Source organism: Streptomyces sp. AM 4-1-1, assembly GCF_029167625.1.
Taxonomy (GTDB): Bacteria; Actinomycetota; Actinomycetes; order Streptomycetales; family Streptomycetaceae; genus Streptomyces.
The window spans coordinates 5,498,096-5,522,407 of sequence record NZ_CP119145.1; the positions used below are offsets into that span (position 1 = coordinate 5,498,096).

16 protein-coding genes are annotated in these 24,312 nt (G+C 71.7%); 12 read left to right on the forward strand and 4 right to left on the reverse strand.

Features of this window, described 5'->3' with window-relative positions; translation table 11 throughout:
- Window positions 1-16 precede the first annotated feature (16 nt).
- Window positions 17-1,525, forward strand: a complete 1,509-nt coding sequence (gene gatB / locus PZB75_RS23405) for an Asp-tRNA(Asn)/Glu-tRNA(Gln) amidotransferase subunit GatB (RefSeq protein WP_275537263.1) — start codon at window positions 17-19, stop codon at window positions 1,523-1,525.
- 281 nt (window positions 1,526-1,806) lie between these two features.
- Complete coding sequence (locus tag PZB75_RS23410; protein ID WP_275538835.1) at window positions 1,807-3,066, forward strand: SLC13 family permease; 1,260 nt, start codon at window positions 1,807-1,809, stop codon at window positions 3,064-3,066.
- A gap of 31 nt (window positions 3,067-3,097) precedes the next feature.
- On the opposite strand, the gene PZB75_RS23415 is transcribed toward PZB75_RS23410, so the two are convergent.
- The gene (locus PZB75_RS23415) at window positions 3,098-4,987 is read right to left on the reverse strand and encodes a protein kinase (RefSeq protein ID WP_275537264.1); all 1,890 of its coding nucleotides are present in this window, start codon (window positions 4,985-4,987) and stop codon (window positions 3,098-3,100) included.
- A gap of 238 nt (window positions 4,988-5,225) precedes the next feature.
- On the opposite strand from PZB75_RS23415, the gene PZB75_RS23420 reads away from it, so the two are divergent.
- The 4 genes from PZB75_RS23420 (at window position 5,226) to PZB75_RS23435 (ending at window position 11,301) form a co-directional block, all read left to right on the forward strand.
- Window positions 5,226-7,337: a phospholipase C, phosphocholine-specific gene (locus PZB75_RS23420; RefSeq protein WP_275537265.1), complete on the forward strand. Its 2,112-nt coding sequence runs from the start codon at window positions 5,226-5,228 to the stop codon at window positions 7,335-7,337.
- A gap of 351 nt (window positions 7,338-7,688) precedes the next feature.
- A complete protein-coding gene (locus PZB75_RS23425; RefSeq protein ID WP_275537266.1) occupies window positions 7,689-9,941 on the forward strand; it encodes an MMPL family transporter in 2,253 nt (750 codons plus the stop codon).
- Window positions 9,942-10,020: 79 nt separating this feature from the next.
- Complete coding sequence (locus PZB75_RS23430) at window positions 10,021-10,575, forward strand: GNAT family protein (protein WP_275537267.1); 555 nt, start codon at window positions 10,021-10,023, stop codon at window positions 10,573-10,575.
- A 60-nt stretch (window positions 10,576-10,635) separates the two neighbouring features.
- Complete coding sequence (locus PZB75_RS23435; protein WP_275537268.1) at window positions 10,636-11,301, forward strand: hypothetical protein; 666 nt, start codon at window positions 10,636-10,638, stop codon at window positions 11,299-11,301.
- 131 nt (window positions 11,302-11,432) lie between these two features.
- Here PZB75_RS23435 and PZB75_RS23440 read toward each other — a convergent pair whose 3' ends face one another.
- From PZB75_RS23440 to PZB75_RS23450, 3 genes are all read right to left on the reverse strand, one after another.
- Window positions 11,433-11,711 (reverse strand): DUF6191 domain-containing protein, encoded by a 279-nt coding sequence (locus tag PZB75_RS23440; RefSeq protein WP_275537269.1) that lies wholly within the window; start codon window positions 11,709-11,711, stop codon window positions 11,433-11,435.
- Between the two features lie 216 nt (window positions 11,712-11,927).
- On the reverse strand, window positions 11,928-13,103 hold the full coding sequence (locus tag PZB75_RS23445; RefSeq protein ID WP_275537270.1) for a PQQ-dependent sugar dehydrogenase: 1,176 nt from the start codon (window positions 13,101-13,103) through the stop codon (window positions 11,928-11,930).
- Window positions 13,104-13,389: 286 nt separating this feature from the next.
- Window positions 13,390-14,346: an aldo/keto reductase gene (locus PZB75_RS23450; RefSeq protein ID WP_275538836.1), complete on the reverse strand. Its 957-nt coding sequence runs from the start codon at window positions 14,344-14,346 to the stop codon at window positions 13,390-13,392.
- A gap of 135 nt (window positions 14,347-14,481) precedes the next feature.
- On the opposite strand from PZB75_RS23450, the gene PZB75_RS23455 reads away from it, so the two are divergent.
- From PZB75_RS23455 to serA, 6 genes are all read left to right on the forward strand, one after another.
- A complete protein-coding gene (locus PZB75_RS23455; RefSeq protein ID WP_275537271.1) occupies window positions 14,482-15,444 on the forward strand; it encodes a 2-hydroxyacid dehydrogenase in 963 nt (320 codons plus the stop codon).
- Window positions 15,445-15,893: 449 nt separating this feature from the next.
- The gene (locus tag PZB75_RS23460) at window positions 15,894-18,662 is read left to right on the forward strand and encodes an EAL domain-containing protein (protein ID WP_275538837.1); all 2,769 of its coding nucleotides are present in this window, start codon (window positions 15,894-15,896) and stop codon (window positions 18,660-18,662) included.
- Window positions 18,663-18,867: 205 nt separating this feature from the next.
- Window positions 18,868-20,724, forward strand: a complete 1,857-nt coding sequence (locus tag PZB75_RS23465) for an acetolactate synthase large subunit (RefSeq protein ID WP_275537272.1) — start codon at window positions 18,868-18,870, stop codon at window positions 20,722-20,724.
- Window positions 20,725-20,745: 21 nt separating this feature from the next.
- Complete coding sequence (gene ilvN / locus PZB75_RS23470) at window positions 20,746-21,273, forward strand: acetolactate synthase small subunit (RefSeq protein ID WP_275537273.1); 528 nt, start codon at window positions 20,746-20,748, stop codon at window positions 21,271-21,273.
- 115 nt (window positions 21,274-21,388) lie between these two features.
- The gene (ilvC, locus tag PZB75_RS23475; RefSeq protein ID WP_275537274.1) at window positions 21,389-22,390 is read left to right on the forward strand and encodes a ketol-acid reductoisomerase; all 1,002 of its coding nucleotides are present in this window, start codon (window positions 21,389-21,391) and stop codon (window positions 22,388-22,390) included.
- Between the two features lie 326 nt (window positions 22,391-22,716).
- Window positions 22,717-24,309, forward strand: a complete 1,593-nt coding sequence (serA, locus tag PZB75_RS23480) for a phosphoglycerate dehydrogenase (protein ID WP_275537275.1) — start codon at window positions 22,717-22,719, stop codon at window positions 24,307-24,309.
- Window positions 24,310-24,312 lie beyond the last annotated feature (3 nt).

Sequence of the window (24,312 nt, forward strand, 5' to 3'; positions counted from 1 at the left end):
GAGGGAAAGCTTCACCGTGACTGTCACTGACCTGGAGTCGTACGAGGACGCTCTCGCGACGTACGACCCCGTCATGGGCCTTGAGGTCCATGTCGAGCTCGGCACCAAGACCAAGATGTTCTGCGGCTGTTCCACCGAGCTGGGCGCCGAGCCGAACTCCCAGACGTGCCCGACCTGCCTCGGGCTGCCGGGCTCGCTCCCGGTCGTCAACGCGATCGGCGTCGAGTCCGCCGTCAAGATCGGCCTCGCGCTGAACTGCGAGATCGCCGAGTGGTGCCGCTTCGCCCGGAAGAACTACTTCTATCCGGACATGCCGAAGAACTTCCAGACCTCCCAGTACGACGAGCCGATCGCCTTCGACGGCTATCTGGACGTCCAGCTGGAGGACGGCGAGACCTTCCGCGTGCAGATCGAGCGCGCCCACATGGAGGAGGACACCGGGAAGTCGCTCCACGTCGGCGGCGCCACCGGCCGCATCCACGGCGCTTCCCACTCGCTGCTCGACTACAACCGCGCGGGCATCCCGCTCATCGAGATCGTCACCAAGCCGATCGAGGGCGCGGGCGCGCGGGCCCCCGAGGTCGCCAAGGCGTACGTCGCCGAGCTGCGCGAGCTGATCAAGGCGCTCGGTGTGTCGGAGGCCCGCATGGAGCAGGGCCAGATGCGCTGCGACGTGAACCTCTCACTGCGCCCCAACGGCACCGAGAAGTTCGGTACGCGCTCCGAGACGAAGAACGTCAACTCGCTGCGTTCCGTGGAGCGCGCGGCCCGCTTCGAGATCCAGCGCCACGCGGCGGTGCTGAACGCGGGCGGCACGATCCTCCAGGAGACCCGGCACTTCCACGAGGAGGACGGCTCCACCACGTCCGGCCGCATCAAGGACAACGCCGAGGACTACCGCTACTTCCCCGAGCCGGACCTGGTTCCGGTGGCCCCCTCCCGCGAGTGGGTCGAGGGACTGCGCGAGGGACTGCCCGAGCTGCCGCGGGTGCGCCGCAACCGGCTCCGCGAGGAGTGGGGCGTCTCCGAGCACGACATGCAGTCGATCCTCAACGCGGGCGCGGTCGACCTGATCGTCGCCACGACGGAGGCCGGTGCCCCCTCGGACCAGGCCCGCAAGTGGTGGATGGGCGAGCTGGCCCGCAACGCCAACGAGACCGGCCGCGGTCTCGACGAGCTGGGCGTCACCCCGGCCCAGGTCGCCAGGGTCGCCGCGCTCGTCGCCTCGGGGGACCTCAACGACAAGCTGGCCCGGCAGGTCCTGGAGGGCGTCCTCGCGGGCGAGGGCGACCCGGACACCGTCGTCGAGAAGCGCGGCCTGAAGGTGGTCTCCGACGAGGGCGCGCTGGGCGCGGCCGTGGACGAGGCCATCGCGTCCAACGCGGCCGTCGCGGACAAGATCCGCGGTGGCAAGGTCGCGGCGGCGGGCGCGCTCGTCGGCGCGGTCATGAAGGCCACCCGGGGCCAGGCGGACGCGGCCCGGGTGCGTGAGCTGATCCTGGAGAAGCTCGGCGTCGAGGGCTGAATCCGGCCGCCGCGCGCGCCATGTGATGTCGCGTGCGGTGCGTGACGTCGTGCCGTACGCGGTACGTGACGTCGCGCGTGGTACGTGAGTGAAGGGGCGGCGCCCCTCCCGTGAGCGGGGTGCGCCGCCCCTTCACCGGTTCCACCCGCACCCCGTGGGCCGGTCCCGGGCCGGGTCTCCCCGGTCGCCGTGCCCGCCGCGGCCGTTCCGTCGTCGCGGCGCCTCCGGCGGGCCCCCGCCCGTCCACCCGCCCCGATGGTTCCGCAGCCCGGGAGAGTCCGCTGAACACCGTCACCGCCGAGACCGTCTCCGTCACGCTGCTGCTCGGAGTGCTGGCGTTCGCCGTCGTACGCCCCCGGGGGCTGCCCGAGGCGGTCGTCGCCGTGCCCGCCGCCGTGATCGTCGTCCTGGCCGGCGCGGTGTCGCTGTCCGACGCCCGCGCCCAGCTGGAGACCCTGCTGCCGGTCGTCGGCTTCCTCGCCGCGATCCTGGTGCTCGCCCGGCTCTGCGCCGACGAGGGGCTGTTCACGGCCGCCGGTGACCTCGTCGCCCGCGCCTGCGGCGGACGGACCGGGCCGCTGCTCGGCGGGGTCTTCGCCGTCGCCGCCGTCGTCACGGCCGTCCTCAGCCTGGACGCGACCGTCGTCCTGCTGACCCCCGTCGTCCTCGCCACCGCGGCCAGGGTCGGGGCCAGGCCGCGTCCGTACGTCTACGCCTGCGCCCACCTCGCCAACTCGGCCTCCCTGCTGCTGCCGGTGTCCAACCTCACGAATCTGCTGGCGTTCACCGCGAGCGGGCTGTCCTTCACCCGGTTCGCCGGGCTGATGGCGCTGCCCTGGCTGGCGGCCGTCGGCGTCGAGTACCTGGTCCTCCGCCGGGTCTTCGCGGCGGACCTGGCGGCCGGGGCGCACCCGCCGGAGCCGGTGGCCGAGCGGCCCGGCGTACCGGTGTTCACGCTCGTGGTGCTCGCCCTGACCCTGGCCGGGTTCGCCGTCACCTCGTTCGCCGGGGTGGAGCCGCTGTGGGCGGCGCTGGCCGGGGCCGTGGTCCTCGCGGCGCGGGCCCTGGGACAGCGCAGGACGACGGTGGTGGGACTGGTGCGCTCGGCCGGTCCGCTGTTCTGTCTCTTCGTGCTGGCGCTGGGCGTGGTGGTCAGGGCGGTCGTCGACAACGGGCTGGGCTCCGGCATCGAACGGCTGCTGCCGGAAGGGGCGTCGTTGCCCGCCCTGCTGGTGGTGGCCGCCGTGGCGGCCGTGCTCGCCAATCTGATCAACAACCTGCCCGCGATCCTGGCCCTGCTGCCGGTGGTCGCGGCGGCCGGTCCGGGGCCGGTGCTCGCCGCCCTGATCGGCGTGAACCTCGGCCCGAACCTCACCTATGTCGGCTCGCTCGCCACCTTGCTGTGGCGCCGGATTCTCCGCGCCCACGGCGTCGAGCCCGAGCTCGGGCACTTCACCCGGCTCGGGCTGCTGACCGTACCGGCGACCCTGGTGGCGTCGACGGTGGCGCTGTGGGGCGCGCTGGCGCTGATCGGCCCCTGACGGGCCGTAGGGCCCGGAGGAGCGGTCGGGGCTACTTCCTGAGGACGGGCGAGCCCAGTGCCAGAAGACTGTTGGGGCAGGTGTCCGCGACCTCCGGATAGGAGATGACCAGCCGCAGCCCGTTCCTGACGTCCAGGGAGAGCGCCTGCGGGTGGCCCAGGGTGACGTTGGCCGCGAAGAGGGACTTGCCGTCCACGCTGATCTCCAGCCGGGCGACCTTGTCCCTGGTGGAGTCGTCGATGCCCGCGACGAGGTCGAAGGTGTTCCAGTTGCGGCCGAGGTTGTACTCGGTGACCCCGCAGTTGTAACCGGACTTGTCCACCAGGAGCGTGTCGTTGTAGTACTTCCCGTTGAACGTCGCCTCGCCCACGATGAGTTCGGCGTCGGTCTTGTCGACGCTCTGGACGGTGGTCAGCGCCACCTCCTTGGCGTCCGTCACCTCCGCCAGGTCCACCGACGGGCTGGGGGAGGCGTCCGCCGGCGTCTCCTCGCCGTCCCCGTTCACCTGATCGCCGGAAGCGCCGGACGATCCGTCCGTGGCGGCCGTCTCGGTGACGGTCACGGTCGGTCCGGGCGCCGCCCCCGTCTTCGTACCGCCGTCGTCCTTCGTCAGCCCCTGGACGACGTTCACACCGATCGAGGCCGCCAGCAGCACGGCCAGCGCGGGTGCCAGCACCCGCCGCTTCTTCTTCACGGGCGGCAGCGACAGGGAGGCCGGGTCCGGGTAGGGCTGCGGCGTCGTGGCGTTCGGACCCACCGGCTCCACGGGTCCGGCCGGGCCGGCCGGGCCGGCCGGGCCGTCCGGGCCGGCCGGCCCGGTGGGCGGGACCGTGCTGGGCAGCGGCACCCCGGGGTCGGCCGACGCGGTGATCGGTGGCCCGAATCCGCCCGGGGCGGGCTCCGCCGACGGCGGCGGCAGCAGTGGCGGCTTCGGCACGGCCGGCGGCTCCGGGGCCGGAGCGGCGTGCGCGGCCGGCGCGGCCGACGGGAGCGGGGGCGCGGCGTCCCGCACGGACGGCCCGGACCTGGTGGTCGACACCACGGCCGACCGTACGTCCTTCACCCAGGCCGTCAGCGTCTCCGGCCGCTGGTGCGGGTCGGCCGCGCAGACGCTCAGGATGCGTTCGGCCCGCTCCGGTTCGACGGCGGCGACCTCAGGGAGCGCCCCCAGCGCGGCCCGCAGCTGCTCCGGGGAGCTGGGCGGGGCCTGTCCGCTCAGCAGGAAGTACGCGATGGCGCCGAAGGCGTACTTGTCCGTGCCCGGCGACCGCTTGCCCTCGAACACCTCGGGGGCCGCGTAGCCAGGTGTGAACCAGACCTCCGCCGTCTGGTGGTCGGCGGTCAGCTTGCTCAGCCCGAAGTCGACGAGGGTGGCCTGGCCGTGGGCGTCGACCATCACATTGCCGGGCGAGAGGTCACCGTGGACCACGGTCCGCCCGGACGGCGCGGCCTTCCCGGAGTGCAGCCAGTCCAGCACGTCCGCGAGCTGTTCGAGCGTCCGCAGCACCTCGCGCCGCTCGGCGTGCGAGGAGAGCGTGCGCTCCGCCCGCCAGTCCCGCAGGTCGAGTCCGCCGACGTGGTTCATGACGAGGACGAGGGCACGGCCCGCGGCGGTCCCCGACTCCCCGGAACCGTGGATCGGCGGGCCCTCGAAGTGTTCGCGCACCCCGACCACCCCGGGCCGGTTCACGAACCGCAGCAGTTCCGCCTGCTCCTGCCACTTGGCGCTGAGCCGCTGGAACTGCTCGATGGTGATCGTGGTCTTCGAGTCCAGGACCTTCACGACCACGGTCTCGGGCTCCCCGCCCAGCTCGATCTCCGCCCGGTAGAGGACGGCTTCGCCGCCCCTCCCGATGGAGTTGAGCAGGCGGTACCGGTCCGGTGCGGAATCCGGTCCGATGTGATGCGAAGCGCTGTTCAACTGTCCCCCCGGTCAACACGATTGGCAGGTCCTTAGACTGCCGCGTGCGCGGTACCCAGGTCAACGGCCCGTCAATCCTGGGAGCCCCGGGAAGTGACCGGCGACACGTGACACGCGCCTGCGAGGGAGGCCGGCCGGGGGAGGGGCGGACGTTCACCCCGGGGTCGCACGGACGCCTTCGCGCCGCCATCCGGCTTGATTAGTTTCCCCGCCGTACGAACGGACTCGGGAGGCTCACTTGACCACGGACATCTCACGGCGACGGCTCTTCGCGCTCGGCGGCGGCGCCCTCGGGGCGGGGGCGGCCGGTTCGCTGCTGCCACCGTCCCTGCAGACCGCCATCGCGCGGCCCGCGCACGGTCCGGGTTTCGCCGGCGGTGGACTGCACGCCGTCAAGCACGTGGTGATCCTGATGCAGGAGAACCGTTCCTTCGACCACTACTTCGGTGCGCTGCGCGGGGTACGCGGCTTCGGCGACCGCAACGCCGTCGAACTGCCCGGTGGAAAGCCGGTCTTCGAGCAGCCGGGGGCGGGGGGCACCTCCGTACTGCCCTTCCCGGTGCGGGAGGCGGCCGAGGCGCAGAAGAAGGACCTCCAGTACATCGGTGCGCTCGACCACTCCTGGAACGGCGGCGCCAAGGCGTGGGCCGACGGCTGGATGAACGGCTGGGTCGGCGCCAAGTCGGCCGCCACCATGGCCTACTACGACCGCCGCGATCTGCCCCTGCACTACGAACTCGCCGACACCTTCACCGTCTGCGACGCCTACCACTCGTCCATCCACTCCTCCACCAGCCCCAACCGCAACCACCTGTGGAGCGGGAGGACGGGTTTCGAACCGAACGGCGCGCGGGCCGTCGGGAACGACGCGTACGACGAGGCCGCTCATCCCGGATACGGCTGGAGCACCTACGCGGAACGGCTGGAGAAGGCCGGGCGCAGCTGGCGCACGTACACCGAGTGGGAGAACTTCACCGACAACCAGATCGAGTTCTTCACGACGTTCAAGGCGGTGGCCCGCAAGGCGCTGGCGAAGACCGGCGGGCACACGTACATGGAGTCCTTCTACGCGGCCGTGCGCGGTACGGACGATCCGCGGGAGCGGGCCGGGCTGCTCGCCCGGCTGGAGGCGGGCGTCGCCACGCTGAACCGCCGCGAACGCAGCCTGTTCGAGCGGGCGCTGCGCCGGGTGGAGACGGGGACGCTCGCGGACGCGTTCGCCGCCGACGTCGCGGCGGGCACGCTGCCGGAGGTCTCCTATCTGGTGCCGTCGGCCGTGGACTCCGAGCATCCGAGCGTGTCGTCGCCGGTCCACAGCGCCACGATCGTCTACAAGGTCCTCGACGCGCTGGGCAAGCACCCCGATGTGTGGCGGCACACCGTCGTACTCGTCAACTACGACGAGAACGACGGCTTCTTCGACCACGTGCCGCCGCCGGTCGCGCCGCCCGAGGTGACCGAGGAGCGCTGGCAGGGCAGGCCCACCGGGCTGGGGATGCGAGTGCCGCTGCTGGTGGTGTCGCCGTGGACGGTCGGCGGCCATGTCTGCTCCGAGGTCTTCGACCACACCTCGGTGATCCGCTTCCTGGAGCGCTGGACGGGGGTCCGGGAGCCGAACATCAGCGACTGGCGGCGCACCGTCACCGGCGATCTGACCTCGGCCTTCGACTTCGGCCGGGCCGGGCGGCGGCCGGACGTGGCACGGCCGGGCGCCGTACCGGCGTTCAGCGGGCGCTGGTCGCCGCGACCGCCGCTGGCGCAGCGCATGCCCGTGCAGGAGGCGGGGACCCGCCCGGCGAGGCCGCTGCCGTACCAGCCGGACGCGCAGGCGACGACGGTGAAGGGGGCCGTGCGGATCGCGCTCCGCAACACCGGCCGGTCGTCGGCGCACTTCACGCTCTACCCGTACGCCGGGGAGTTCCCGGTGCCGCAGCACCGCGATGTGAAGGGCACCGCGCAGTGGCGGGTGCCTCTCGACGGGGACGCCTACCGCTTCACGGTCACCGGCCCGAACGGCTTCCGCCGGGAGTTCGCGGGGCGGGCCGGCGGGACCGCCGAGGTGGCGTCCCGGATCGACGCCCATGAGCGCGATCTGCACCTGACCCTGAGCAACACCGGGCGGACGACGCTCACCTTCACCGTGCGCCCGCTCGGCTATGTCGACGAGGCGGACCTGCGGGACTGGACCCGGCGGATCACCGTCAAACCCGGCCGCGAACGCACGGTGGTCCACTCGTCGGCCGACGCGCACGGCTGGTACGACCTCGCCGTCACCGCGGAGGGGGACGCCACCTTCCGGCGGCGGCTGATGGGGCACATCGAGAACGGCAGGGCCAGCGTCTCGGGGTGAGGGCGGGACGGGGAGGCCGGCCCCGGAGCGAGGGAGGAAGCCGTGTCCGGAGCGAGGGGGGAAGCGGTGGTCCGGAGCGAGGGGGAAGCGGTGGTCCGGAGCGAGAGGAAACACGCTCCGGAGTGATGACGGGGGCGGTCCGGAGCGACCGGAAGTGTGCTCCGGGCCGCCGTGCCGACGAGCGGACTCATGTCCGTCTTATGCCCTCGTGTCCATGTGAGTAAGGCCACGAAACGGACAAAGGATCACGTTCGGCTGCGAGAGTTGTCTCCGCAGGTCATGTGTTCTTCACGGGCAGTTCTCCCCGATCTCCCCGAGCAAGATCCATCGAACCCTCAGGGAGAACGTCCGTTGGCAGCCATCGCCCGGTGGTGCATCAGGCACCGTCTCGTCGCCCTCCTCATCTGGCTCGCCGCACTCGGCGGAGCCGCCACCGCGGCCGGTGTCGCCGGTTCCGCGTACACCAACGACTACGACATCCCGGGTACGGAAGCCGGTCGCGCCACCGACCTCCTCACCGAGGGGTTCACCGACCTCGGCGGTGATACGGACACCGTCGTCTGGCACACCCCGGACGGCACCGTCCGGGCCACCGACGTCCGGCAGACGATGACCCGGACGCTCCACGAGATCGCCGAACTGCCCGGTGTCGGCGGTGTCAGCAGCCCGTACGGGGCGGTTGGCGCCGACCGGATCAGCGCGGACGGGCACACCGCCTACGCCACGATCACCTTCGACCAGCAGGCCGACGACATCACGCCGCAGCAGGCGCGGGCCGTCGTCGACACCGCGAAGGAGGCGTCCGGCGACGGACTCCAGGTGGAGCTGGGCGGCAGCGCGATCGCCCTGACCGAGACCTCGTCCGTGCACCTCAGCGAGATCATCGGAGTGGTGGTCGCGGGGGCGGTGCTCTTCCTGGCCTTCGGATCGCTCGCCGCCAGCCTGCTGCCCATCGCCACCGCGCTCGTCTCCGTCGGCACCGCCTACGCGGGGATCGTGCTGCTGGGGCATGTGATGACGGTCGCCGACTTCGCCCCGATGCTGGGCATGCTGATCGGGCTCGGTGTCGGGATCGACTACGCCCTGTTCATCGTCACCCGGCACCGCACGGGGCTCCGCCGGGGCATGGCGCCCGACGAGGCGGCACGGCACGCCGTGACCACCACCGGGCGGGCCGTCGTCTTCGCCGGGGCCACCGTCTGCATCGCCCTGCTCGGGATGCTGATCCTGCGGCTCAGCTTCCTCAACGGCGTCGCCATCGCCGCCTCGCTCACCGTCGTCCTGACCGTCGCCGCCTCGGTGACGCTGCTGCCCGCCCTGCTGTCCTTCATCGGGATGCGGGCGCTGAGCCGGCGCGAACGGCGGCAGCTCGCCGAACACGGACCGCGCCCCGAGACCCCGTCGGGTCTCGCCGCCCGGTGGGCCGTGTTCGTCGAACGGCATCCCAAACTGCTCGGCGCCTGCGCCGCAGCGGTGATGCTGGTCCTCGCGATCCCCACCTTCTCGCTGCACCTGGGCACCTCGGACCAGGGCAACAACCCGACCTCGTCCACCACCCGGCAGGCGTACGACCTGCTGGCCGACGGATTCGGGCCCGGCGTCAACGGGCCGTTGACGCTGGCCGCGCGGCTCGACGGCGCCGACGACCGGCTCGCCATGGACGGCCTGCCCGCCGCCGTGCGCGGCACCGAGGGGGTCGCCTCGGTCGGCCCGGTCACGTACAACGGCAGCGGGGACACCGCCTTCGTCACCGTCGTACCGACGACCGCGCCGCAGTCGCAGCACACCAGCGAACTCGTCGAGCGTCTGCGCGCCCAGGTGCTGCCGAAGGCCGAGCACGACACCTCGCTCCAGGTCGAGGTGGGCGGAGTGACGGCGGGTTACGACGACTTCGGGCAGGTGGCCGTCGGGAAACTCCCCCTCTTCATCGGGGTGGTCATCGGGCTCGGCTGTCTGCTCCTGCTGCTGGCGTTCCGGTCCGTCGGCATCCCGCTGAAGGCGGCCGTGATGAACATCGCCGCCGTGGCCTCGTCGTTCGGGGTGGTCGTCGCCGTCTTCCAGTGGGGGTGGGGGAGCGAGCTGCTGGGACTCGGCAGCGCCGGTCCGATCGAACCGTTCCTGCCGGTGATCATGGTCTCCGTGCTCTTCGGGCTCTCCATGGACTACCAGGTCTTCCTGGTCGGCCGGATGCGGGAGGAGTGGCTGGAGACCCGTGACAACCGCCGTGCGGTACGGGTCGGACTGGCCGAGACCGGCCGGGTGATCAACTCCGCCGCCGTCATCATGATCTCGGTGTTCCTCGCCTTCGTGCTCAGCGGCGACCGGGTCATCGCGATGTTCGGCATCGCGCTCGCGGCGGCGGTCGCCCTGGACGCGTTCGTCCTGCGTACCCTGCTGGTGCCCGCGCTGATGCATCTGCTGGGCGGTGCGAACTGGTGGCTGCCCCGCTGGCTGGACCGGCGGCTGCCGCACATCAGCATCGAGCCACCGGACCACGCGGCGGCGCCCCGTGCGAAGATCCCGGGAGCGCGTACGGGCGACGGCGCCGGACCGGCCGAACGGGCCGGGGCCGCCGAGCCCGTGCCGCTCGAACGCGTCCGCTGAGACGTACGGCCACGGCGGCCGGCCGAGACCGGCGGAGCACCTGGCGCGGCGCAGACGGAGACGACGGAAGGGGAGGACGATGTTCGCGGTGTCCCTGGGGGACGACGGGGCCGAACTGGGCCCGCTGGAGATCTGGCAGGCGCCGGAATTCCTCGCCCATATGGACCGGGCACGGGATCTCGTGGACCCGTGGATTCCGTTCGCCTCGTACGCGACCGACCTGGAGTCGGCGCGCGCACTGCTCCAGCGGTACGCGGACCGGCAGGCGACCGACACCGGACGGATATACGGCATCCGGCTGGACGGCACACTCGTCGGCGGCGTGATGTTCCCCGCCTTCGACGCCGCTTCTGGCGTCTGCGAGGTCGGCTGCTGGCTGGAGCCCGCCGGTCAGGGGCGGGGCCTGGTGACCCGGGCGGCGCGGAAGCTGATCGACTGGGCGGTGGAGGAGCGCGGGATGCACCGGGTGGAGTGGCGCGCGTCCTCCGCGAACACCCGCAGTGTGGCCGTTGCCCAGCGGCTCGGCATGACCCGCGACGGGGTGCTGCGGGAGGACACGCCGTACCGGGGCGTACGCCAGGACACCGAGATCTGGTCCGTACTGGCGCCGGAGTGGCGCCGCGCGAAACGGTGAGCGGCCGGGGCGGGCGAAACGTTAAGCGGGTTCTCATGCGCGGCGCCTAGCGTGCGCCTCATGAACCCCACGACTCCCAAGACCCCCACAGTCACCGCCGCGGACGACGACCGCGAGAACAGGACCGCGACGGAGGCGACCACCACACCCGAAGCACCCGAAGCCCAGGACCGGGCCGCGTCCGAGCCGGCGGACGCCCCGGACGGGAGCGAGACCGCCGACGGGAGCGGGCCCGGGGCCCACGCGGGCACCGACGCCGATGCCGAGAGTCTCGACGACGAAGCGGCGGAGGACGATCCGCACACCAAGGAGTCGTCCTGGATCGGCGCGGGCGCGACGGCCGTCGTCGCCGCCGCGCTCGGCGTGGTTTCGCTCACCGGGGGCTGGACCAGCCGGGTCGCCGCCGAGCGCGAGACGCTGCTCGGCCAGATCCACACCGGGTCGGGCGGCAGCGCGGCCCAGCAGATCTCCGAGATCTACGGGGACGCCTGGCACACCACGGCCTTCGTGAACGGCGTCTTCGCGCTGGTGGCCCTGCTGGTGGGCGTCTTCGCGCTCGTACGACCCGCCTTCGGCGCCCCCAGCGCCCACCCGCAGCCTGGCTGGATTCGCGCCGTCGCCCTGGCCGGTGTGGTGCTCGGGGTGATCGGGGTGCTGCTCTCGGTCGGCATGTACTTCGATCTCTTCGTCGCCCTGCCCACCGTCGCCACACCCGCCGCAGGCTGAGCACAACCACCGCACCGCCGCCGGGCGGGGCCGCCCCCGGGGCCCGCGCCGCCCCGGGGGCGGCGCGGGGCGGCATCGGCTCACCGCCGCCGCCTCCGCCCGGAGTGCGCACGGCCGGACGACCGGCCCGGTCACCGGCCGTCGTCGGCGCCCCCGCCCGGACCCGTGTCCTTCTCCGGGTCCGGGCCTTCCGAGGTGGCGGCCTCGGCACCCGTTTCTCGTCCGCCCTCCGGCGTCGCCCCGGACTCCGAATCCGGAGCCCGGACGGTCACCTTGCCCGACGAGAGGTCTATCGGCCCGCGCCCGGGGTCGCCGACACCGAGATCCACCCGGCTCAGCTCCAGCCGCTTCTGTTCCTCGGCGGCGTGTTTACGGCCGGGGGCGAAGAGTTCCTCGAAGAAGTTGAACACCGGCCGCGCTCCTTCCAGCGGGGCTGTCGCCCCTCAGGGCCTTCCGTTCGGGTCAGGCCGGGCTCGCGGGCTCGGGCACCGCACCTCGCGGCGTTGTCGTCGGTCGGCACGGCTCCGCCATGACTGCCTCCTCCGCCTCGCGGCGCACGGCACCGGCCCGCTCCCTGATCCGGCCCGGTCCGGACGAGAGACCCTGGCCGTCCCCCGCGGACGACGTCACCGCACCTCCAGCACCAGAATCCTGTCGTCTCCCGGCTTCGGGGTGCCACGGCCGTCCGTCTCGCTGGTCACGAGCCAGAGCTTGTCGCCGCCCGCGGCGAGCACGGTACGCAGACGGCCGTACTTCCCTTCCAGGAACGACTGGGGGGCCGCCAGAGGTTCCCCGGCCGCGTCACCGGAGAGCGGAATCCGCCAGAGCCGTTCACCGCGCAGGCCCGCCATCCAGATCGATCCCCCGGCGAACGCGATCCCGCTCGGTGACGCCTCGGACGTCTTCCACTGGGCGACCGGGTCGATGAACCCCTTCCTGCCCTTCGTGCCCTCGACCTCCGGCCAGCCGTAGTCGCCGTCGGGCACGATGCGGTTCAGCTCGTCCCAGGTGTCCTGCCCGAACTCCGACGCCCACAGCTGCTTCCGCCCGTCCCAGGCCAGGCCCTGCACATTGCGGTGCCCGTACGAGTACACCAGGGAGTCCGCCGACGGATTGCCGTGCACCGGCTCACCGTCCGGTGTCATCCGCAGGATCTTCCCGGCCAACGACTCCTTGTCCTGGGCGAGCCCGTCGTCCCCGGTCTCGCCGGTGCCCGCGTACAGCATCCGGTCCGGGCCGAACGCGATCCGGCCGCCGTTGTGCACGGCCCCCTTCGGGATGTCCCGCACGATCGTGTCGGGCGCCCCGAGCATCCGGCCCGCCGTCTCGTCCTCGTCGTACAGCAGACGGGCGATGCGGTTGTCGGACGCGGTCGTGAAATACACGTAGAGCAGATGATCGGTGCCGTACGTCGGCGACACCGCCAGGCCCAGCAGCCCGCCCTCACCGGACGCCGACACCCCGGGCACCGAGCCCAGCAGCGTCTTCTTCCCGGTCGTGCCGTCGATCCGGGTGATCGTGCCCTGGTCACGGGAGGTCACCAGCAGATCACCACCGGGCAGCTCCGCGAGCCCCCACGGAGAGTTCAGGCCCTCCGCGAGCGTCGACACCACCTTCACCGACCCCTTGGCGGGCGGCGGCTCGGCCACATCCTCCGACGGCGAGGGGGAGGGCGCGGCGGACGCCGAAGAGGCGGGTGACGACCGGGGTGACGCCGACCCGTCCGACCCCCCGCCCGCCGGACCGCCGTCCGGTGCACACCCGGCGGACAGCAGCAGCGACGCGGCGAACAGCGCGGTCACGACCCGCCCTCGTACGACGGCTCCCCGAGGTACGGCAGACCCTCGCCCAGATCCCAGCACAGCACCGCGCACAGCATCGGTCCCTTCGACGGCGGCATGACTACTGTTCTTACACCGCGGCCGGCCGCCCGGTTCCCGAAGTCGCCGAAGTTTCCCCGGCCGACACCGACATCACCCGTCCGCCCAACGGAGCCGGCCGGCCACGCGGGGCCCGTACCGCCCGTGCCCGTACTCCTCGTCGCCGTACCCCTGGTCCCCGTACCGCCCCGGCCCCGTACCGCTCGGCTCAGTCCCACGACCCCCGCGCCCGGGGCAGCGCGTCGATCTCCGCCAGGTCCCCCGCCGTCAGCTCCACGTCCGCCGCCCGCGCGTTCTCCACCGCCCACTCCTCGCGCTTCGTCCCCGGCACCGGCACCACGTGCGCGCCCTGCCGCAGCACCCACGCCAGCGCCACCTGCGCCACCGTCGCCCCGTGCCGCTCCGCGATCCTGCGCAGCCCCGCCACCACCGGCTGGTTCGCCGCCATCATCTCCGCGGTGAACCGGGGATGCCTGGCCCGCAGGTCCTGCGGCTCGAAACCCTGACCGGGCGTCAGCGTGCCGGTCAGGAAACCGTTGCCCAGCGGCATCGCCGCCAGCACACCCACACCCCGCGCCGCGCACCACGGCAGCAGGGTCTCCAGCGCCTCCGGCGACCACACCGACAGCTCCGCCTGCACCGCGCTCACCGGGAACACCTGCTGCACCCGCTCCAGTTGGCGGATCGTTCCGTCATGCGTCCGCGCCCCCGACCGGCGCGAGGCACGCGCACCGACCGCGCACAGACCGAGCGCCCGCACCTTTCCCGCCGAGACCAGATCGGCCATCGCGCCCCAGGTCTCCTCCACCGGTATCTCGGGGTCGGCCCGGTGCAGTTGGTACAGATCGATCACATCGGTCTGGAGCCGGCGCAGCGAGGCGTCACAGGCCCGCCGCACATAGCCGGGGCGGCCGTTGGCCACGATGTGCTGATCGCCCACCAGCAGCCCGCACTTGGTGGAGACGAACGCCTCGGACCGCCGGCCCTTCAGCGCCCTGCCCACCAGCAGCTCATTGGTGAAGGGGCCGTACATGTCGGCCGTGTCGAGCAGTCGGACGCCCGCGTCGAGTGCGGCGTGCACGGTACGCAACGAGCGGTCGCCGCGCTGCTGGGACGCGCTGTACGCCCAGCTCATCGGCATGCAGCCGAGCCCGACCGAGCCCACGGCGAGCGCCGCCGCACCGATAGTCCTGCGCTCCAACTCCCCGAACCCTTCCTCGGTCCCGCCGTCGCGGGGCCCCACCGCACCCCAAACTAACCTCTGCCGTCGGCCGGTCACGCTTCGCATAGCCTCCTGGCCATGACTTCCACCAGGACATCGCCCCGGAATCAGGACGTATGGCTGCCGATCGCGATCGACGGGATCGACGGACTCCCCGAGGGTCTCAACTACCACTTCTGGGACGGCGGGCGGGACTACCCAGCCGACCCCGCGAACTGCGCGTTCTACGTGGTCCCCTACCTGAAGGGGCCGGAGGTCGCCGTCCGCCCGCTCGCCGTACTGAGCGGTGTACGGGTGGTGCAGACCCTCTCCGCCGGCACCGACCTCGTCCAGCGCCACCTCGGGCAGCTGCCGCCCGGCGTTCAGCTGTGCAACGCCAAGGGGGTCCACGAGGCGTCGACCGCCGAGCTGGCCCTCGCCCTGATCCTGGCATCCCTGCGCGACCTCCCCGGCTTCGTGCGCGGCCAGGACAACGAGGACTGGCGCACCGGCTTCTATCCCGCGCTCGCCGACAAGTCCGTCCTGATCGTCGGGTACGGGGCGATCGGCGCCGCCATCGAGGACCGGCTCGAACCCTTCGAGTGCGCGCGGCTGGTGCGCGTCGCGCGCTCCGCGCGAACCACCGCGCGCGGTCCCGTACACGCGATCGACGAGCTGCCCGCGCTGCTGCCCGAAGCCGATGTCGTCGTCCTGGTCACCCCGCTCACCCCCGCCACACAAGGGCTGGTGGACGCCCCGTTCCTCGCCGCGATGGCGGACGGGGCGCTCCTGGTGAACGTCGCGCGCGGCCCCGTCGTGGACACCGGGGCCCTGCTGGCCGAACTGGAGTCCGGCCGCCTGCGCGCCGCCCTCGACGTCACTGATCCGGAACCGCTGCCCGCGGGCCATCCTCTCTGGCATGCTCCGAACGTCCTCATCACGCCTCATGTGGGCGGCAGCACCTCGGCGTTCCTGCCGCGCGCCAGGCGTCTGCTGGCCGGTCAGCTCACCCGGTTCGCGGCGGGGGAGCCGCTGCGCAACCTCGTGCTCACCACCGGCTGACCACGCTGTGGGGCCACTTCGCTGCGCAGGGTGGCGACAGCACCTCGTATCGTCACTGAGAGTAGATAAGCTATGTCCCTGAGTGACGAGTCTGGTGTATCGTCCCGAATCGGGGGCCGCGCCGTGGCAGGGACGGTGGCGGTGAGCATGTGAAGGCGAGGGGGGCGACGGGCGATGCACGGTCAAGGGACGAACGATCCGGCGTGGCAGGGCGGTCGGCGGCGGACGCCGGGAGCCCCGAGGCCCGGAAGACGCCTCCTCCCGGTGCGCAGACACCTCCTCAGGCCCGCGTCGCCGGGAGCGCCTCGGTGAGCGGCCTCGGAACACTGCTGTGCAGTCAGCCGCCCCCCTGTCCGGAGCCGTCCCCCGGGTCGGTCACCGGGGGGACGGAGGGCGGGGCACCGACCGGGACGGCGGGAGCCGGTACGCGTGCCGGCGCCCGCGCCCGCCTGGTGCCGCGCATTCTGCTCGGCCTCGTCTGCGCCGGGTACGGCGTGGGGGCGGCCCTCGGCTGGGGCAGCCCCCGGCTCGCCAAGATGATGGGCGATTTCGGCCTCAGCGCCGCCGCCCTGATCGCGGCCGTCTCCTGTCTGCTCTACGCCCGGACCCGCAGCGGCCGGTTCCGGCCCGCCTGGCTGCTCTTCTCGGTCTCCTCCGCGATGGCCGCGGGCGGAAACGCCGTCTGGGGGTGGTACGAGGTGGTGGTGGAGCGGCCCGTGCCCGGCTCCTCGCTCGCCGACGCCTTCTTCCTCTGCTTCGCGCCGCCCGCCATCGTGGGCCTGCTCGTCCTCGCCCGCCGACCGGTCAGCCGGGCCGGCTGGGTCTGTCTGGGACTGGACGCCTGGCTGATCGGCGGATCGCTGCTCACGCTCTCGTGGAGCCTCGCGCTCGCGCACACCGCCCACGCGGTCGGCTTCCGCAACGAGAGCGTCGCCCGCGCCGCCCTCTCGCTGGCCTACCCGCTGCTGGACATCGTGCTGGTCAGCATGGTGCTCGCGCTGCACTTCCGGCGGGCCGGGGCCAACCGCTCCGCGGTGAACACCGCCATCGCCGCCCTCGCGCTGACCGTGCTGTGCGACGCCCTGTTCACCTCGCCGCTGCTGCGCCAGACCTACCACTCGGGGCAGGTCCTGGACGCGGGCTGGTTCACCGGTTCGCTGCTCCTGGCGTACGCGCCCTGGGGCGCCCGCCGCGCCGGCTGCGGGCAGCGCCCCCGGCCGCCCGTCCGGCCCACCACGGGCCGCCCCATCGCCGGTTCGCTCGCCGCGCTGACGCCCTACCTCGCCGCGGCCGTCTGCACCCTCGGCATCCTCTACAACGTCGTCGAGGGACACCGGGTGGACCGGGTCGTCGTCTTCACCGGATGCGCCGTCGTGCTCGCCCTGGTCGTCCGCCAGGGCATCATGCTCGTAGACAACATCGCCCTCACCCAGGAACTCGCCCAGAAGGAGAACCACTTCCGCTCCCTGGTGCAGGGCTCCAGCGACGTCATCATGATCGCCGCCCCGACCGGCATACTGCGTTACGTCAGCCCGGCCGCCGCCGGGGTGTACGGGAGGGACGCCGACGACCTCGTCGGCGCCGAACTGGCCTCGATCATCCACCCGGACGACCTCGGGCGCGTGATCCACGAGGTGCGGAGGTTCCTCGCCGCCCCGCCCGCCGAGGAGCCCACCACCCGCATCGAGTGCCGGTTCAGATCGGGCTCCGGCGACTGGCTCAACGTCGAGTCCACCGTCAACCGCCACCAGGGCGGGCTCATCCTCAACAGCCGGGACGTGACCGAACGGGTCCGCCTCCAGGCCCAGTTGCAGCACAACGCCGAACACGACCCGCTCACCGGCCTGCCCAACCGGGCGCTGTTCACCACGCGGGTCCGCCTGGCCCTGGAGGGCCGCAGGGCCGGTGACCCCGGCACCGCCGTGCTCTTCATCGACCTCGACGGCTTCAAGGCCGTCAACGACCGGCTCGGCCACCAGGCCGGCGACGAACTCCTCGTCCAGGCCGGCCGACGTCTCCAGGACTCGGTGCGGGCCGGGGACACCGCGGCCAGGCTCGGTGGCGACGAGTTCGCGGCGCTCATCCTCGGTGACGGCGGCGGTGACCAGGCCGGCCGCGAGTACCAGGTCCATGAGATCGCCGACCGGCTGCGCCTCACGCTCTCCGAGCCGTACCGCGTCGGCGGTGACGAGGTCGCCGTCGCCGCCTCCATCGGCGTCGCCTTCGCCGAGCCCGGCATCACCCCCAACGACCTCATGCGCAACGCCGACCTCGCCATGTACCGCGCCAAGGCGAGCGGCAAGGACCGGGTCGAGCTGTACGCGCCACAGATGCAGGCCGACGTGATCCGCCGCTCGGAACTGGCCACCCGGCTCCGCACCGCGCTGCGCGAGGGCGAGTTCGCCCTCCTCCACCAGCCCGTCGTCCACCTCTCCAGCGGGACCGTCGCCGCCGTCGCCGCCGAGGCCCGCTGGCGCTCCGCGCAGGGCGTCCTCTTCACCCCGGCCGAGTTCCTGCGCGCCTCCGAGGGCGGTGACCGCGGTGCCGAGCTGGGCCGGTGGCTCCTCGAAGAGGCCGTCGGACAGGCCGCGGACCGGGCCGGGGCCGGTCACTCGGTCACCGTGTCCGTCCGCCTCTCCGCCCGCGGGCTGACCGACGGGACGCTTCCCTTCAGCTCGGTCGAAGCCCTTCTCGCCCGGCACGTCCTGCCCTCCGGCACGCTGATGGTGGAGATCGGCGACAGCGACCCCCACATCCCCTTCGACGACCTCGAACAGCGGCTGACCGCGCTGCGCGGACTCGGCGTACGGATCGCGCTGGACGGCTTCGGCAGCGGATACGCCGCGATCAACGCGCTGCGCCGGCTCCCCGTCGACGTACTGAAGCTCGACCGCGGCCTCGTCGACGGCATCGTGGAGTCGCCCCGGCTGCACAAGATCACCGGCGGGCTGCTGCGGATCGCCCGTGACCTCGGGATGCAGTCCGTCGCCGAGGGGGTCGACACCCCGGAGCAGGCACTCGCGCTGCGCGCACTGGGCTGCACGCACGGGCAGGGCGCGGCGTTCTCCGGACCGCTCGACGAGTACCGGTTGCGGTGCGTCCTGGCGCGCGGCGAGTTCCCCGTGCCGGGCGATCCGCTCACCCGGCACGTCCTGACCGGTGGCCCGATCCCACTCCTCAGCAGTTCACATGGTGAGACGCCCGTCCCACCCACTTGACACACCGAGCGCGCCGGAGGGAGGGTCTATGCCATGCGCACCCGAATTCTCGTACTTGGAAAGCGCGTCGGCTGAAGCGGAGTCCGTCACCGAAGACTCCGCAGACCGCACCGGCGCGCTCCCCTCGCTTGCCTCACGGCACGAGGGGTTTTTTGTTGCACCGACACCTCCCGAACCCCGCAAAAACCTCAGCTTCGAGAAGAGAATGCCGATGACCGAGCAGGCCACCGGGGCCCACCACCCCCAGCCGCGAGCCCGTAGCGGCGGACCGTCGTCCGCCCCCGTCGAGTACGTCACGGGCGCGCAGTCACTCATCCGGTCTCTGGAGGAAGTGGGCGCGGACACGGTATTCGGTATTCCCGGCGGTGCGATCCTTCCGGCGTACGACCCGATGATGGACTCCACCCGGGTCCGTCACGTCCTGGTCAGGCACGAGCAGGGCGCCGGACACGCGGCGACCGGTTACGCGCAGGCCACCGGCAAGGTCGGCGTCTGCATGGCGACCTCGGGGCCGGGAGCCACCAACCTGGTCACGCCGATCGCCGACGCGCACATGGACTCGGTCCCGCTGGTCGCGATCACCGGCCAGGTCGCCTCCAAGGCCATCGGCACGGACGCCTTCCAGGAAGCCGACATCTGCGGCATCACCATGCCGGTCACCAAGCACAACTTCCTGGTCACCCGGGCCGAGGACATCCCGCACACCATCGCCGAGGCGTTCCACATCGCCTCCAGCGGCCGGCCGGGCCCCGTCCTCGTCGACATCGCCAAGGACGCCCTCCAGACGAGGACCACCTTCAGCTGGCCGCCCACGATGGACCTGCCCGGCTACCGCCCGGTGACCAAGCCGCACGCCAAGCAGATCCGCGAGGCCGCCAAGCTCATCACCCAGGCCAAGCGCCCGGTGCTGTACGTCGGCGGCGGCGTGATGAAGGCGGGCGCGACCGCGGAGCTGCGGATGCTCGCGGAGCTGACCGGGGCCCCCGTCACCACCACCCTGATGGCGCTCGGCTCGTTCCCCGACAGCCACCCGCTGCACGTGGGCATGCCCGGGATGCACGGCGCGGTCACCGCCGTCACCGCGCTCCAGAAGGCCGACCTGATCGTGGCGCTCGGAGCCCGCTTCGACGACCGCGTCACCGGCAGGCTCGACAGCTTCGCCCCGTACGCCAAGATCGTCCACGCCGACATCGACCCGGCGGAGATCGGCAAGAACCGCGCCGCCGACGTGCCGATCGTCGGGGACGCCCGCGAAGTCCTCGCCGACCTCGTCCAGGCCGTCCAGGCGGAACACACCGAGGGCCGTACCGGCGACTACAGCGCCTGGTGGAAGGACCTCAGCCGCTGGCGCGACACCTACCCGCTCGGCTACGACCTGCCGGAGGACGGCAGCCTCTCGCCGCAGCAGGTCATCCAGCGCATCGGCGAACTCGCCCCCGAGGACACCATCTTCGCGGCGGGCGTCGGCCAGCACCAGATGTGGGCCTCGCACTTCATCCAGTACGAGAAGCCCGCCACCTGGCTCAACTCCGGCGGCGCCGGGACGATGGGGTACGCGGTCCCGGCAGCCATGGGCGCCAAGGCGGGCATGCCGGACCGCACGGTCTGGGCGATCGACGGTGACGGCTGCTTCCAGATGACCAATCAGGAACTCACCACCTGCGCCCTCAACAACATCCCGATCAAGGTCGCCATCATCAACAACGGCGCGCTCGGGATGGTCCGCCAGTGGCAGACCCTGTTCTACAACCAGCGCTACTCCAACACCGTGCTGCACTCGGGCACCGACGTCGACGGCAACCCGTCCAAGGGCACCCGCGTGCCGGACTTCGTCAAGCTGTCCGAGGCCATGGGCTGTTACGCCATCCGCTGCGAGGACCCGGCCGACCTGGACAAGGTCATCGCCGAGGCCAACGCGATCAACGACCGCCCCGTCGTGGTCGACTTCATCGTCCACGAGGACGCCATGGTCTGGCCGATGGTCGCCGCGGGCACCTCCAACGACGAGGTCATGGCCGCCCGGGGAGTCCGCCCCGACTTCGGCGACAACGAAGACGACTGAGAGACAGAGAGAGACCGCCCCATGTCCAGCAAGCACACACTCTCCGTCCTCGTCGAGAACAAGCCCGGTGTTCTCGCCCGGATCACCGCCCTGTTCTCCCGACGCGGCTTCAACATCGACTCGCTCGCGGTCGGTACCACCGAGCACCCCGACATCTCCCGCATCACCATCGTCGTGAATGTCGAGGACCTGCCCCTGGAGCAGGTGACCAAACAGCTCAACAAGCTGGTCAACGTCCTGAAGATCGTCGAACTCGAGCCGACCGCTGCGATCCAGCGCGAGCTCGTCCTGGTGAAGGTCCGCGCGGACAGCGAGACCCGCTCCCAGATCGTCGAGATCGTCCAGCTGTTCCGCGCCAAGACCGTGGACGTCTCCCCGGAGGCCGTCACGATCGAGGCGACCGGAGGAGCCGACAAACTGGAGGCGATGCTCAAGATGCTGGAGCAGTACGGCATCAAGGAGCTCGTCCAGTCCGGCACCATCGCCGTGGGGAGGGGCGCGCGGTCGATCACCGACCGTTCGCTGCGCGCCCTCGACCGTACGGCGTAGTCGCCGACGCGCAAGAGTCGTCCCGCCGGCTCCATCGCGGCGGGACCGGAAAACGACAGAGACGCACCCCGCCGTACGGTGGGACGCAACACCAGCACACCAAGGAGAAAACCCAGTGGCCGAGCTGTTCTACGACGACGATGCCGACCTGTCCATCATCCAGGGCCGCAAGGTCGCGGTCATCGGCTACGGCAGCCAGGGCCACGCCCACGCGCTGTCGCTGCGTGACTCGGGTGTCGACGTCCGCGTGGGTCTGCACGAGGGCTCGAAGTCCAAGGCCAAGGCCGAGGAGCAGGGTCTGCGTGTGGTGACCCCGGCCGAGGCGTCCGCCGAGGCCGACGTCATCATGATCCTCGTCCCGGACCCGATCCAGGCCAAGGTCTACGAGGACTCCATCAAGGACAACCTCAAGGCCGGCGACGCGCTGTTCTTCGGTCACGGCCTGAACATCCGCTTCGGCTTCATCAAGGTCCCCGAGGGCATCGACGTCTGCATGGTCGCCCCGAAGGGTCCGGGTCACCTGGTCCGCCGTCAGTACGAGGAGGGCCGCGGCGTTCCGTGCATCGCCGCCGTCGAGCAGGACGCCTCGGGCAAGGCGTTCGCGCTGACCCTCTCGTACGCGAAGGCCATCGGCGGCACCCGCGCCGGCGTCATCAAGACGACCTTCACCGAGGAGACCGAGACCGACCTCTTCGGCGAGCAGGCCGTTCTCTGCGGTGGCACCGCCGCTCTGGTCAAGGCCGGTTTCGAGACCCTGACCGAGGCCGGATACCAGCCGGAGATCGCGTACTTCGAGTGCCTCCACGAGCTGAAGCTGATCGTGGACCTCATGTACGAGGGCGGCCTGGAGAAGATGCGCTGGTCCATCTCGGAGACCGCCGAGTGGGGCGACTACGTCACCGGCCCGCGGATCATCACGGACGCCACCAAGGCCGAGATGAAGAAGGTCCTCGCGGAGATCCAGGACGGCACGTTCGCCAAGAACTGGATGGCCGAGTACCACAACGGCCTGCCCAAGTACAACGAGTACAAGAAGGCCGACAGCGACCACCTGCTGGAGACCACCGGCCGTGAGCTGCGCAAGCTCATGAGCTGGGTCGACAACGAGGACGCGTAACTCCTGGTGCCGCTCCCGGCGAGCTCCGCCCCCGGGCGGACGCCGCCGGTCACGGCGCCGGTCGCCGGACGGTCCCCGCGGGCCGTCCGGCGGCACCGTCCGCCGTTCTCACCGCTGGAGGAGTCGGCTCCGTACGTGTGTACAAGTCGTCCATCCCGTGTGGGTGATCCTTCCATCGGGGCACAGAACGCGCCCCGCGAGTGACTACACTTCTCCACACATACACGCGTCAGGGCACACAGTGTCGTGCGTCTTCCACGCGGCTAGCCCCTCCACCGCCTGCGGCCGTCGGGACGGCCGTCCGCATTGGACCAGTGAGGACTCACGTGAGCTCGAAACCTGTCGTACTCATCGCTGAAGAGCTGTCGCCTGCCACGGTCGATGCTCTGGGTCCGGATTTCGAGATCCGGCACTGCAACGGCGCGGACCGCGCCGAACTGCTCCCCGCCATCGCCGATGTCGACGCCATCCTGGTGCGCTCCGCCACCAAGGTCGACGCCGAGGCCATCGCGGCCGCCAGGAAGCTGCGGGTCGTCGCCCGCGCGGGCGTCGGTCTCGACAACGTCGACGTCTCCTCGGCCACCAAGGCCGGCGTGATGGTCGTCAACGCACCGACCTCCAACATCGTCACCGCCGCCGAGCTGGCCTGCGGTCTGCTCGTCGCCACCGCGCGGCACATCCCGCAGGCCAACACCGCCCTGAAGAACGGCGAGTGGAAGCGTTCGAAGTACACCGGTGTCGAGCTGAGCGAGAAGACCCTCGGCGTCGTCGGCCTCGGCCGCATCGGTGTCCTGGTCGCACAGCGCATGTCGGCGTTCGGCATGAAGATCGTCGCGTACGACCCCTATGTGCAGCCGGCCCGCGCCGCGCAGATGGGCGTCAAGCTCCTCACCCTGGACGAGCTGCTGGAGGTGGCCGACTTCATCACGGTGCACCTCCCGAAGACCCCCGAGACGCTGGGGCTGATCGGTGACGACGCGCTGCACAAGGTGAAGCCGACGGTGCGGATCGTCAACGCCGCGCGCGGCGGGATCGTCGACGAGGAGGCGCTGGCCTCCGCGCTCAAGGAGGGCCGCGTCGCGGGCGCCGGTCTGGACGTGTACGCGAAGGAGCCCTGCACGGACTCCCCGCTGTTCCAGTTCGACCAGGTCGTCTGCACCCCGCACCTCGGCGCCTCCACCGACGAGGCCCAGGAGAAGGCGGGTATCGCCGTCGCCAGGTCCGTCCGGCTCGCCCTCGCCGGCGAGCTGGTGCCGGACGCGGTCAACGTCCAGGGCGGGGTCATCGCCGAGGACGTGCGCCCCGGACTGCCGCTCGCCGAGAAGCTGGGCCGGATCTTCACCGCGCTCGCGGGCGAGGTCGCCGTCCGCCTCGACGTCGAGGTGTACGGGGAGATCACCCAGCACGACGTGAAGGTGCTCGAACTCTCCGCGCTCAAGGGTGTCTTCGAGGACGTCGTCGACGAGACCGTGTCGTACGTCAACGCCCCGCTCTTCGCGCAGGAGCGCGGTGTCGAGGTCCGTCTCACCACCAGCTCCGAGTCCTCCGAGCACCGCAACGTGGTGACCGTCCGGGGCACACTGTCGGACGGTGAGGAGGTCTCGGTCTCCGGCACGCTGTCCGGTCCCAAGCACCTCCAGAAGATCGTCGCGATCGGCGAGCACGACGTGGACCTGGCGCTCGCCGACCACATGGTCGTCCTGCGGTACCAGGACCGTCCCGGCGTCGTCGGCACCGTCGGCCGCATCCTCGGCGAGGGCGGCCTCAACATCGCGGGCATGCAGGTCTCGCGCGCGGACGCGGGCGGCGAGGCGCTGGTCGTGCTCACCGTCGACGACGACGTCCCGCAGTCGATCCTGAACGAGATCTCCGAGGAGATCGGCGCGGCCTCCGCCCGCTCGGTGAACCTCACCGACTGAGCC